Raw genomic sequence first — 12,092 nt, 5'->3', positions numbered from 1 at the left:
CTGGGGGTGGTCGGGGTTAACGGACCCAGCCGGTGTAGCGGTGCCCGCTCTGCTGCCGCCGGGGCTCCTCTCCCTGGACCGCGGCGGTCAGGGCCCGCACCAGCCAGGCGTTGAGCGACAGGCCCGCCCGGCCGGCGGCCTCCTCGACGCGCGTCTTCAGCTGCTCGGGGACGCGCAGCGAGACGCGTGCCGTGCCGCCTTCGTCGGCGTCGGGGACGGGCGGTGCCGGTTCGGGGGCCTGGCCGTACGGCGGCGGCGCGGAGTGCGAGGGCGGCACGGTCACCACGAAGCGCGGGTCGCGCCCGCGCAGCCGCACCTCGACCGAGCCCGGCGCGAGATCGCTGGTGATCTCGCCCGCGGCCGCGGACAGCGCTTCGAGCAGGGCGAGCCGGGCAGCCGGCTCCAGCGCCCCGGTCAGCCGCTCGGCCACGGCACGGGACTCCTCCCCACCGGTCGCGGCGGCGGCCGCCAGCTCACTGCGGAGCCGGTCGACGTACGGCATCAGATCCATGGCACCACTATGACGTCATCGTGGCGTCAACGCAACTTCCACGCGCTGCTCCACGATGGCGTCACCCCTTGCCCGCCGGGGCCGACTCGGCCGTGACGGTCGCCGAGGCGGCCTGTTCGGCCGTGCGGCGGGGGAGTGCGACCGCGGCCAGAATGGCCGGCAAGGCGCCCGCGCCGATCACGAACGCCGCGTCGCGCATGCCTCCGGCCATGGCCACGCGCAGCCCCTCACCCTGAAGCCCGCCCAGCCCCGCGTTGGCCACGGCCACCAGGACGGCGAGCCCCGCCCCCGCGCCCACCTGCAGCGCCGTGGAGGCCACCCCGGAGGCGAGCCCCTGGTCAGCCGCGGGCACGCCGGTCCCCGCGGCGATCCACATACCCTCGTAGGTCACGCCCATCCCCAGGCCGACCACCACGATCCCGGCCAGCACCGTGAGGTAGGAGCCGTCGGCGGTGAACCCGAGGCCCAGCAGGACGCCGCCGAGGGCGTTCAGCAGGATGCCGATGATCAGCGTGGTCCGGGTGCCCAGCCGGTGGACGAGCCTTTCGCTGATGTAGTTGGCGAAGGTGATCATCAGTGTGGGCCCCAGGAACGCCACACCCGTCTGCAGCGCCGAGAACCCGAGCACGCCTTGGAAGTACATGGTCAGGAAGTAGGGTACGGCCTGCATGGTCAGCCCGAACACCAAGATGATCACCACCGCCGCGCGGTGCGCCCGGTTGCCGAACAACCGCAGCGGCATCAGCGGCTGCCTCCCGCGCGCCTGCAGGATGAGGAACACGGCGATCAGTACCGGCGACAGCACCGCCGCGGCGACGGCGATGGGCGTCCAGCCCGCCTCCGACCCCTGGGCGATCGCGAAGATCAGCAACGTGACACCGGCCGTGCCGGTCAGCGCGCCGGGGATGTCCACGCGCCCCGCGGCGACGCGCCCGTCGGCGGGCAGCAGCCGCAGCGCGGCGATGATGCCGATGACGGCGGGCGGCACGTTCACGTAGAAGACGGCCTCCCAGCCCAGCGCCTGGGTGAGCACGCCACCGGCCAGCGAGCCGATGCTCAGGCCGCCCGCGCCCGCCATCGCCCACACCGTCAGGGCGCGGTTGCGTTCCCTGCCCTCGGCGAAGGTGGTGTTGACCAGCGAGAGCACGGCCGGGAACAGCACCGCGCCGCCCAGGCCCTGCAGGACGCGGGCGCCGAGCAGCATCTGCGGCGTGGTGGCCAGGCCGCCGAGCACCGAGGCGACCGCGTACAGGGCCATGCCGAGCACGAACATCCGGCGGCGGCCGAGCAGGTCGGAAAGCCGCCCGCCGAGGAGCAGGAAACCGCCGTAGAAGACGGCGTAGACGCTGACCACCCACTGCAGCGAGTGGGCGGAAAAGCCGATGTCGGCCCCCAGTTCAGGCAGCGCCACATAAATGATGGTGAAGTCCAGGCTGGTCATGAGATGGCCGAGCGCCAGCAGCGCCAGGCTCCATCCCGCTCGTGGACTCATCTGCGACATCACGAACTCCGCACATGATCTCGGGTGTGCCGGTCCCGCCGTCAGGTCGTCGCGCGGGCGGGCGGGCGGCAGGTCAACGACGCGACGAGATGACGCTACGAACCAGGCATTACGGGCCGAATCCGTAACGTTTCGGAATATCAGCCCTGTTCATCGGGTTCTGCACGACGTGCTGTACGGCAGAACCGCCCAGCAAGCGGAACTCGGCAAGCTGCTGGACGCCGCCCGCGCCGGCCGGAGCGGCGTCGTCGTGCTGCGCGGCGAGGCGGGCATCGGCAAGACCGCGCTGCTGGACTGGGCGGCCGGGACCGCCTCCGGCATGCGGGTGCTGCGCGTCCAGGGCGTGGAGGCCGAGTCGGAGCTGCCCTTCGCCGGGCTGGTGCAGTTGCTGTGGCCGATCCAGCGGCACATCGGCGCGCTGCCCGCCCCGCAGGCGGGCGCGCTGCGCGCGGTACTGGGCCAGGGGCCCGCCGAGGCCGCCGACCGGTTCAGCACGGGCCTGGCCACCTTGACGCTGCTGGCCGAGCTGGCCGAGTCCGGTCCGCTGCTGTGCCTGGTGGACGACGCCCACTGGCTGGACCAGGCCAGCGCGGACGCGCTGCTGTTCGCCGCGCGGCGACTGGCCGCCGAAGGCGTGGCCATGGTGTTCGCCGCCAGGGACGAGGACGGCTTCGCCGCCGCCGGCGCGGCCGAACTGCGGCTGCCCAGGCTGGACGGGCGCGTCGCCGCGGACCTGCTGGCCGGTTGGGCCTTCGCTCCAGACCTGCGGGACCGGATCATCGCCGAGTCGGCGGGCAACCCGCTCGCGCTCGTCGAGTTCGCCGCCGGGCAGGGCGCGCACCCGGGCGACCGGCCGGAGGCCGAACGGCTGCCGGTCGCCGACCGGGTGCTCGCCGCGTTCGGCGCGCGCCTGGCCGCGCTGCCCGAGCCGGTCCGGCTGGTCACCCTGCTGGCCGCCACCGGAGGGCGGAGCACGCCGGCCGTACTGCTGCGCGCCGCCAAGCGCCTGGAGACCGGGCCGGAGGACCTGGAGCGGGCCGAACGGGCCGGGCTGCTGCGCGTCGGCGCGGACGCCGTGACCTTCCGGCACCCGCTGATCGCGACGGCCGCCTACCAGGGCGCCTCCTTCGCCGACCGGATCGCCGTGCACCGGGCGCTGGCCGAGGAGACCGACGTCCCCGACTGCCGGGCCAACCACCTGCTGGCGCTCACGACCGCCCCCGACGACCAGGTGGCGGCCGAACTCGCCGACGCCGCCGGGCGCGCCCGGCGGCGCACCGCCTACGCCTCGGCCGCCCGCCTCTACGAACGCGCCGCCGCGCTCACGCCCGCCGAGCACGTGCGGGCCGAGCGGCTGGCCGAGGCCGCCGCCGCGGCGCTGCTGGCCGGGCGTACCGAGCAGGCGGCCGATCTCGCGCTGCGCGCCGAACCGCTCTTCACCGGCCACCACGGCGGACGGGACGACCTGGCCCGGGTGCGCTCGGCCGTGGAGTTCGAGCGGGGCGAACCGGGCCGCGCCGCCGAAATCCTCATCGAGCGGGCCCGGCACGCCGAACCGGACGCCGCCGCCGAGATGCTGCGGACCGCCGCCGGTCACGCGTGGTTCTCCGGCCGCCCCGACCCGATCCGCGCCGCCGCCGCGCGGCTTCGCGAACTGGGCCGCGCCGACGCGTCCGTGCAGGGGATGGCCCACCTGCTCGACGGCGACCCCGGCCGCGGCCTGCCGCTCCTCGCCGAGCACGTGGAAAGCGCCAGGAAGACCCCTCGCGACGGGGGCGACCGGCTGCGGGCCATCTACGGCAGTGTGATCCTCGGGGACGACGAGTCCACCCTCACCCTGGCCGCCGCCGAGATCGAGGAGTACCGGACCAAGGGGCTCATCGCGCGGCTGCCACCGGTGTTGCAGGCCCAGGCGCAGGCCCAGACCCGCGTGGGCCTGCACCGGGACGCCATCGCCTCGGTCGCCGAGGCCGCCGCCATCGCCCGTGACACCGGTCTTCGCCGCAGGGCGGAAGAATTGGACGTGGTGCTCGCCTGGATCGCCGCGATCGAGGGCGATGAGGAACGCTGCCGGGGTCTGGCCCACGCCGCGACCGACTCCAGCCGCGTCGCCGCCGACTGCGCGCTCAGCCTGCTCGACCTGTCGCTGGGCCGCCCCGAGCAGGCGCTGCGCCGCCTGGCCTCGGCCTGGCGGGGGCCCGGCCGGCACGTCTCGGTGCTCATGGCATCGGCCGCCGACCACATCGAGGCCGCCGTCCGGCTGGGCCGGCCGCAGGAGGCCGAGGCGCCGCTGCGGCGCTTTCGCGCGTGGGCCGAGGGCGGCGGGATTCCCTGGGCGCTGGCGGTGGCCGCCCGCTGCGCGGCGCTGCTCGGGGAGGGGGAGGAGGCGTACCTGCGGGCGCTGGAACTGCACCGGCAGGGCGGGCGGCCGTTCGAGCGGGCCCGCACCGAACTTCTCTACGGCGAGTGGCTGCGCCGCGCCCGCCGCCGGTCGGCGGCCCGCGCGCCGCTGCGGTCGGCGCTGGCGACGTTCGAGCGACTGGGGGCCGCCCCGTGGATCGAGCGGACCCGTACCGAACTCCGGGCCGCGGGCGATGACACGCACGCCTCCCGCCCGGCCGCCGCCGTGCTGACCGACCGGCTGACCTCCCAGGAACTGCAGGTGATCCGGCTGGCCGCCGAGGGACACAGCAGCCGTGAGATCGGGGCCCGCCTGTTCCTCAGCCGCAGGACCGTCGAGTACCACCTGTACAAGGCATATCCCAAGCTCGGGGTCACCTCGCGCCGCGAACTCGCCGCCCTCGACCTGGCCGGGCGGTAGGTGGGGATCACCCGCCTAGGTCCGGTCCCGGGTGCCCGCGAGGCCGATGCCGGCCGAGCGCAGCCGCGTTTCGATCAGCGCGGTCAGCCGGGTCCAGGCCGGCTTCCGCTCCTGGCCGTGGTGGGTGAGCAGGCTGTAGCGGATCGCGCTGTCGGTGCGGGCCTGGAGCCCGGCGGGGATGGGCAGCAGTTCGGGATGGGCCAGGAAGTGGCCGGCGATGGCCGTGGCGAGTTCGTCGATGCGAGGGTCGTCCGGCTCCCAGTCGGCGGCGCGCCACATGCGTTTGATCAAGGACGTGTACCCGGGATCGTCGAGGGCGCGCTGGATCCGGTCGATGTAGTCGTCGAAGCCCTCCGGCACCAGGGCCTTGATCAGTACCAGGCCCTCCCGGGCCGTCGTCACCTCATCCGGGGTGAAGCCGAGAGCGGCGGCCCTGTCCAGGAGGGCGAGCGCGCGGCCGGGCAGCAGGGCGCGGTCGCCGGTGGCGAGCCGGTGCAGAGTCTCACGCCGCGCGATGAGGTCGTCGATCCGGTCGGTGAGGCGACGTTCGACGTCGACGAGGGCGGCGGCGAACCGGTCGGGGTCGGCGTCGAGTATCGCCCTGACCTCGGCCAGCGGTACGCCGGCGGCGGCCAGCGTCCGGATCTGGACCAGCCGCAGCAGGTCGGCCGATCCGTAGCGCCGGTAGCCCGAACCGTCGCGCCGGGGTTCGTCGATCAGCCTGTGCTGGTGGTAGTGCCGGATGGTCTTCACCGTGACGCCGGCGAACGCCGCCGCCTGGCCGATCGTGACGCCGTCCGTCATGTGCCCTGCCGACCTCGTGATCATCAGGTGCCGGCGAGCCCGCGGACCGCGTCCGCGATGGCGCGGAAGTCCTTGCGCACGATCTTGCTGTGGTTGCCGGCGACCTTCGTGCTCGTGATGTTGGGGTTGCGGGCGAGCACCGGGGTGAGGGTGGCGCGCGCGCTCTCCATTTCATCATGGCCGCCGCCGAGGTTGGCGCCCGTGGCGACCACGTACCGGACCGGGCAAGGTCAGGCCGTCCAGGATCGGGCCGAGGGCGGCGCTGATCTCGATCAGTTCGATGTTGCTCCGGGCGTGCTGCTCGGCGGACATCTTCGCGGCCATGCCCAGCCTGGACAGCAGCGGCAGCAGCGGGCGCAGCCGGCCCCACCACTGCCGGACCCGTTCCGGGGGAGCGTCGGGATAGTCGTGCGGGTAGGCGCCGTCCACGGACACCACCCCGAGTGCGTGGTCCGGGTTGCGGGCGGCCCAGTGCACCGCGACCGCCGCACCGTAGGACCAGCCGACCACGATCGGCCGGTCCACGCCCCTGGCCGCGAGGACGATGTCGATGTCGCGGACGTGCGTCCGGAACGAGGCGGCCGCGGCCGAACGCCGCGACCGGCCGCGGGCCCGCATGTCATAGGTGATGTGCCGGTACTCGCCGCCGAGGTCGGCGATGACGCGCCGCCAGTACGCCTGAGTGGCGAACTGGCCGTTGAGGTAGATCACCGGGCGGCCCGGCCCGCCGGTGTCGGTCACGGCCAGCGCGGTGTCATCGACCGGCACCATGCCGGTCCAGGGGGAGTCGAAGTAGGTCACTCGTTCAGCGTGGACCCTGACCTAAGGTCAAGGTCAAACCCCGTGCTCGCGGGAAACTCGATCGGGCGGTGAAGAAACGTTTCGATAGACTGCCCGCGCCATGACAGAACCCAAGACCCACGGCCGGCCGGGGCGCTGGCGGACCGGCGCGGAGAGCAGGCAGCGGATCCTGGCCGCCGCCCGCAAGCTGTTCCACGAGCACGGCTACGGTGGCACGACCGTGCGGGCGGTCGCCGCCGAGGCCGGGGTCGACGCGGCGATGGTGTTCTACTTCTTCGGCACCAAGCAGGGCCTGTTCGGCGCGGCCCTGGAGATGTCCGAGCACGTCCCGCCGGCCATCGAGTCGGTCTTCGCCGGTGGCCTGGACGGCATCGGCGAGCGCATGATCCGCACGGTCGTGGAGAGCATCGAGCGATCCGACCGCGCCCCGCTGCTGACGCTCACCCGCTCGGCCGCCACCCACGACGAGTCAGAAGCGCTGCTCCTGGAGTACATCGACCGGGAGTTCACCGGGCGGCTGGCGGCGATGCTCGACACGCCGGATGCCGCCGAGCGGGCGGGGATGGTGGCCGTCCAGATCCTGGGGCTGGCCGTGGCGCGGTACATCGTGCGGATCGAGCCGGTGGCCTCCGCGTCGGTCGATGAGCTGGTGACCCGGTTCGGCCCGCTCGTCCAGCACTGCCTGACCGGGACCTTCACCGGCGCCCATCGCCCGGCGTGACCGTTCCGGCCCCGTGGAGGCGGGCTCCACGCGTTCGTACACCGTGACGGCGTACGAGCGCTCCGGATGCTCACAGGGATGCTCGGCCATTTTGCGGAAACCGGGACTCTCGTCCAGGTGCCGGTAGAGGCGGCGCGCCTCCGGCCATTCGTGAACCAGCACCAATACCCCGCCCGGCGCCATGAAGGTGCGAAACCGCTCGAAGACCAGCCGCAGCCGTTCACCGCGACCGACGTAATACAGCATTTCAGCACAGACGACCAGATCGAACATGCCGCCGGGATCCTCGTTGAGAAAATCGAGTGCCGCGAATCTCGCGGACCCGGCCGCCTTCGCCGCCGCCCTGCTGATGGCGTGATCCGAGACGTCCACGCCCAGGCATTCGGCCTGCGGAAACGCACGGGCCAGCCTGCGGGTGAACGCCCCTTCGCTGCAGCCCACGTCAAGGGCCCTCCGGTAGGGGCGGTCGGGTATGTGGCGCAACGTCATCTCGTATTTGCCGATCTCGTACGGCTCGGTTTCATAGCGCCATGGATCGGGGGCCTGATGGACCCATTGGAAGAAGAGGTGGAGCAGGCGGCCCTGCGCGCGGGCGGAAAGCAGCGAAACGGCTCGGAAGAACGTCCGGTGCAGGCGGTCGTGGATGTCGGGCATGCATTTCAGCCTGCTGACATCCGGGCCTCGAATCATCGGCGACGGGCATGATCTCCGGCTGAGACCCGGCTCCTGACATCACGGCGTTTTCCGGTACTCCGGTCCCGCCGGCGAGTGGTACTTCCGGCCGAGGCGCGGCATCGGATTCAGTTGGAGAATCCGCCCTTCGGGTGGATGATCTCCAGATTGGTGCCGTCCGGGTCGTTGAAGTAGGCGACCTGGGTGCCGAGCGCCGCGTCGGGGGTGACCTCGCCTTCGGCGAAGGTGTAGTCGTCGCCGAGGAAGTCGTAACCGGCGTCCTTCATGCGCCGGTAGACCGCGTCGAAGTCGTCCACCTTGAAGCACAGGTGCATGGAACCGGGGCGGTTGGCCCTCCCGTTCGTGCGTTCACCGGCCGGTTCCTGGAACTGGATGAGGTCGATGCCGAGCCCGTCCAGGTTGATCGTGGCGTAGCGCAGTTTCGCGGTGGGCAGCCCCTGGGTCCTGCCGAACGGCGCACTGCTCATGGTCCCCTCCGCGACCGGCTCCCGCCCGGTGAGCGCCCGGTAGAACGCGATCGACGCGTCCAGGTCCGAGACCGAGATCCCGACGTGGGCGGCCCGGGTGAGGTCCATCGGAGCGCTGGAAACGGTCATCGCCGATCCCTCCCGTTCGCCGCCGCCTCCTCCGCGTCGGCGGGGGCCGGTCTCGCATGTACCCGACTGGAGTCAGTTGCCCGGCAGCGGGAGGTCATCACCCAGGGCGGGTGAACATCGGGTCAGACGCTATCGAGGGGCGCGAGCGGGCCGGGGGAGAGGCGGTTCCGGCTCGCCGGTATCTCGCTCCGGTTCCTCCAGGGGGAACAGAACCGGGCTGATCAGGTATTGGCTGCGGTCCGGTGCGGGCGGGTTGGCCAGCTTGGGCGCGATCGCCTCGCGCAGCCGACCGATCATCTCCAGCAGTTCGTCCCGGCTGAGCCAGACGGCGTGCTGGCGGTACCCGACGAGGTCGGCGGCCGGGTCGGCGCCGTCCCGGCCGAGGTAGGCGTTGAACTCGGCGATGAGGGCGGCCATGGCGACGGCGAAACCGCGCCGGTGGTCGTCGAGGGTCAGTGAGCCGGTGAGGTCGGGGCCGATCGTGGCTCGATCATGGCGAAGCCGGTAGTGGCGTTCGACGGCTCCCCTGACGCGTTGCTCGCCGGCCACCTCCAGGATCCCTCCGGCGGCGAGAAGGTCGATGTGCCGGTAGACGGTGGCCTTAGAGACGTCGGAGATGCGCTCGCACAACTGGGCGGTCGTCAGGGTGTGCCTCCCGCGCATCGCGTGCACGATACGCAGCCGTACCGGGTGTCCGAGCAATTCGAAAGGGTCCACATCCCTACGATCTCACGGTGTGCTACCTTTCGCAAAGAATGAGAAAGGTGGGGATGGGCGATGACGACAGGCGATCCCGTCGCGATCGGGCAGGCGGTGGCCCGCATGCTGAACGAACAGCGCTTCGGCGAGGTGGCGGACCTCTTCTCTGCGCCGTTGCGGGCGCAGGTGTCGGCGACTGCGCTACGCGAGGCGTGGGCCGCCGAGGTGGGCAGGACAGGGCCGGTCTCGGCCGTCGGTGATCCGGTGAGCGAGCCCGGCGGTTCAGGGCAGACCCGGGTGAGTGTGGCGATGACCGCCGAGCGCGGCGGGTTCACGGTGGTGATGTCGCTGGACGACGCCGGGCTGCTGAGCGGATTGCAGTTCGCGGCCGCGGGCTGGGAGGCCCCGCCCTACGCCCGCCCGGACGAATTCGGGGAACGGCAGATCGTGCTCGGCTCCGGGGCACTGGCCGTGCCCGGGACGCTGAGCCTGCCGCGAGGGCGCGGCCCGTGGCCTGGCGTGGTGCTGCTCAGCGGGGGAGGGCCGTTCGACCGCGACGCCACCAGCGGGCCGAACAAGCCGCTCAAGGACCTGGCGTGGGGGCTTGCCTGCCGGGGCGTGGCGGTCGTGCGGTTCGACAAGGTGACCTATGCGCATGCCGCGCAGGTGGCCGAGCTCGAAGAGTTCACCATGGCCGAGGAGTACGTACCGCACGCGGTCCAGGCGGTCCGCCTCCTGCAGAGCCTGCCGGGCGTGGACGCCGCGCGGGTCTTCGTGGCCGGGCACAGCATGGGGGGAAAGGCGGCACCGCGGGTGGCGGCGGCGGAGCCGTCGGTGGCCGGGTTGGTGATCATGGCGGGGGACGCCGAGCCGATGCATCGGGCCGCCGTGCGGGTGATCGGCCATCTGGCGTCGTTGAGCGGCGATCCCCAGATGGCGGATCTGCTGGAGACCGTGACGCGGCAGGCCGCACTGGCCGGCAGCCCGGACTTGTCCGCCGCCACCCCCGCCGCGGATCTACCGCTCGGATTGTGGCCCGGCTCCTACTGGCTGGACCTGCGCGAATACGATCCGGTGGCCACGGCGGCGGCGCTGGGCCGGCCGATGCTCATCCTCCAGGGCGGCCGGGACTACCAGGTGACCGTCCAGGACGATCTCGTACGGTGGCAGGCGGGGCTGGAGCACCGGCCGGGTGTCACGATCCGCGTCTACGACGCTGACGATCACCTGTTCTTCCCGGGCGCCGGCCCGTCCACGCCCTCCGACTACGCGCGGGCACAGCACGTCGACCCGCAGGTGGTCGCCGACGTCGCCGAGTGGCTGATGAAGCAGGGCCGAAGGGCGGGCCGGTAAGGGCCCCACTGAGGCGAATCGCTCGGGGAATCTCCGCCGTCCTCGCCAAGGCGCACGAGCCGCCCGAGGTCATCGCCGCATCCGTACGGTCCGGTCAGCCGTCGTGGAGGTGGGCGGCCTGGTCTTTCAGGGCGCTGACCATGGCCTGGGCCTGGGCGGAAGGGCGCGGGCGGGTCAGGGCGAGGGTCGCGCGGCCCGTCCAGTGGCCGTCGGTGACGGCCACGGCCCGTACGCCGGCGGGCAGCGCGGGCAGGGCCTGCTCGGGGATGACCGTGAGGCCCAGGCCGGCCGCGACGAGGCCGAGCCGGGTCGACCAGCTGCGCGCCGTGTGGGCGATCTGCGGGTCCTGCAGGGTCGGCCAGGCCCCGAACTGCGGCTCGCCCGCCGCGCCGTCCCCGGCGATCCAGCGTTCCTGGGCGAGGTCGGCCACGGTGACGTGCGCGTGCCCGGCGAACCGATGCGCCGCAGGGACGGCCACCCGCAGGCCGCCCTGCAACACCGTGGTCTGCCGCAGCTCGCTCAGGTCGTAGTCCGGCAGGCCGTGCCCGACTCCGATGACCGCCACGTCCAGCCGCCCGGTCCGCAGCCGCCTGAGCAGGGCGGGCGTCGAGGCCTCCTCCAAGATCACGGCGAGACCCGGATGGCCGGACGTCACCTGCGCCATCGCGCGCGGGACCAGCGCCATGGCGGCGGTGGGATAGGCACCGATCACGAGGCGGCCGGCGAGCCGGTCGCGCAGGCCGGCCAGTTCCAGCTCGGTGGCCGCCAGGTCGGCGAGGATCTCGGTGGCGCGCCGGACGAGCACCTGGCCCGCCGGGGTGAGCGCCACGCCGCGCGCGCCGCGCTCGAACAGCGGCGCTCCGGCCGCCGTCTCCATGGCGGCGACCTGGCGGGAGACCGCCGACTGGGTGTAGCCGAGCAGCTCGGCGGCCCGGGTGAACGATCCCGCGGTGGCGACCTGGTGCAGCACCCGCAGACCGGTGACGGTGAACTCAGCCATGGCCGGAAGCTACCATGCGAGAAGCTCATGGGAGCGATGCCGAATCATCGTTGGACCGCATGGCTCACAGCGGGCACGCTGGAGTCATGACCAAGCGATTCACCGAAGACGACCTCGTCGTACGCCTGATCCGCGCCGGTGAGCTGGAGGTGTCGGGCGAGGACCCGGCCGAGGCGGCGACGTACTTCGACACCGAGAAGTTCCGCTTTCACGGCCCGGACGGCTTCGAGTCCGGTTTCGCCGGGCTCGACGCCTACTTCGCGGCGATCCGCGCCGCGTTCGACGACCGCTCGATCCGCCGCGGCATCATCGTGGCCGACGGCGACCACATCGCCTGCCAGACCTGGATCGAGGGCACCTTCGTCCGCGAGTTCACCCACTCCCCGGCCGGGCCGCTGCCGCCCAACGGCGAACGCGTGGTGTTCGACCTGATCAACATCTTCCGCTTCGACGACCGGGGCCGCCTCGTCGAGGAGTGGGTGCGCACCGACAACCGTTCGCTGCTGCGCCAGATGGGCGCCGAAGGAAGATAGCGACTCCCAGGCACTGCAAACCTCCTATGCAATCGGATAGTCTCCTCTCCAAGTGAACA

General features: G+C 72.5%; 12 protein-coding genes and 1 pseudogene. 4 read left to right on the top strand and 9 right to left on the bottom strand.

The genetic code is table 11. The annotated features are described in order from the left end of the window. Positions 1–16 precede the first annotated feature (16 nt). Together DP939_RS28885 and DP939_RS28880 are read right to left on the bottom strand one after the other, a co-directional pair. Entirely contained in the window at positions 17–511 is a 495-nt protein-coding gene (locus DP939_RS28885) for a toxin-antitoxin system HicB family antitoxin (protein ID WP_113983978.1), read from the bottom strand. 61 nt (positions 512–572) lie between these two features. Continuing rightward, complete coding sequence (locus DP939_RS28880; protein ID WP_225878557.1) at positions 573–2,003, bottom strand: MFS transporter; 1,431 nt, start codon at positions 2,001–2,003, stop codon at positions 573–575. A 178-nt stretch (positions 2,004–2,181) separates the two neighbouring features. Between DP939_RS28880 and DP939_RS28875 the strand changes: the two genes are divergently transcribed. Continuing rightward, the gene (locus DP939_RS28875; protein WP_113983976.1) at positions 2,182–4,833 is read left to right on the top strand and encodes a helix-turn-helix transcriptional regulator; all 2,652 of its coding nucleotides are present in this window, start codon (positions 2,182–2,184) and stop codon (positions 4,831–4,833) included. Between the two features lie 15 nt (positions 4,834–4,848). On the opposite strand, the gene DP939_RS28870 is transcribed toward DP939_RS28875, so the two are convergent. The 3 genes from DP939_RS28870 to DP939_RS28865 are packed head-to-tail and all read right to left on the bottom strand — an operon-like array spanning position 4,849 to position 6,438. Next, a complete protein-coding gene (locus tag DP939_RS28870) occupies positions 4,849–5,637 on the bottom strand; it encodes a MerR family transcriptional regulator (protein ID WP_113983975.1) in 789 nt (262 codons plus the stop codon). 23 nt (positions 5,638–5,660) lie between these two features. After that, positions 5,661–5,807: a hypothetical protein gene (locus DP939_RS48105; protein ID WP_225878556.1), complete on the bottom strand. Its 147-nt coding sequence runs from the start codon at positions 5,805–5,807 to the stop codon at positions 5,661–5,663. Positions 5,808–5,811: 4 nt separating this feature from the next. Continuing rightward, positions 5,812–6,438: an alpha/beta fold hydrolase gene (locus DP939_RS28865; protein ID WP_225878555.1), complete on the bottom strand. Its 627-nt coding sequence runs from the start codon at positions 6,436–6,438 to the stop codon at positions 5,812–5,814. Positions 6,439–6,538: 100 nt separating this feature from the next. Here DP939_RS28865 and DP939_RS28860 point away from each other — a divergent pair, with 100 nt between their 5' ends. Continuing rightward, entirely contained in the window at positions 6,539–7,159 is a 621-nt protein-coding gene (locus tag DP939_RS28860) for a TetR/AcrR family transcriptional regulator (RefSeq protein ID WP_113983974.1), read from the top strand. A 108-nt stretch (positions 7,160–7,267) separates the two neighbouring features. Here DP939_RS28860 and DP939_RS49380 read toward each other — a convergent pair. The 3 genes and pseudogenes from DP939_RS49380 to DP939_RS28845 form a co-directional block, all read right to left on the bottom strand. Continuing rightward, a pseudogene (locus DP939_RS49380) lies at positions 7,268–7,648 on the bottom strand (class I SAM-dependent methyltransferase); the annotation flags it as partial. A 311-nt stretch (positions 7,649–7,959) separates the two neighbouring features. Further along, positions 7,960–8,448 (bottom strand): VOC family protein, encoded by a 489-nt coding sequence (locus DP939_RS28850; RefSeq protein ID WP_113983972.1) that lies wholly within the window; start codon positions 8,446–8,448, stop codon positions 7,960–7,962. A 129-nt stretch (positions 8,449–8,577) separates the two neighbouring features. Next, entirely contained in the window at positions 8,578–9,165 is a 588-nt protein-coding gene (locus tag DP939_RS28845) for a helix-turn-helix domain-containing protein (RefSeq protein ID WP_113983971.1), read from the bottom strand. Positions 9,166–9,225: 60 nt separating this feature from the next. Between DP939_RS28845 and DP939_RS28840 the strand changes: the two genes are divergently transcribed. Next, positions 9,226–10,500, top strand: coding sequence for an alpha/beta hydrolase (locus DP939_RS28840; protein WP_113983970.1), 1,275 nt, complete (start codon positions 9,226–9,228; stop codon positions 10,498–10,500). 94 nt (positions 10,501–10,594) lie between these two features. Here the strand turns inward: DP939_RS28840 and DP939_RS28835 are convergent, their stop codons facing one another. Then, on the bottom strand, positions 10,595–11,500 hold the full coding sequence (locus DP939_RS28835) for a LysR family transcriptional regulator (protein WP_113983969.1): 906 nt from the start codon (positions 11,498–11,500) through the stop codon (positions 10,595–10,597). Between the two features lie 86 nt (positions 11,501–11,586). On the opposite strand from DP939_RS28835, the gene DP939_RS28830 reads away from it, so the two are divergent. Then, on the top strand, positions 11,587–12,033 hold the full coding sequence (locus DP939_RS28830) for an ester cyclase (RefSeq protein WP_199565482.1): 447 nt from the start codon (positions 11,587–11,589) through the stop codon (positions 12,031–12,033). The last annotated feature ends 59 nt before the right edge of the window (positions 12,034–12,092 follow it).

Source organism: Spongiactinospora rosea (assembly GCF_003315795.1).
Classification (GTDB): Bacteria; Actinomycetota; Actinomycetes; order Streptosporangiales; family Streptosporangiaceae; genus Spongiactinospora; species Spongiactinospora rosea.
The sequence above is the reverse complement of the archived record's forward strand: the minus strand, read 5'-3'. Positions and strand labels throughout refer to the sequence as shown.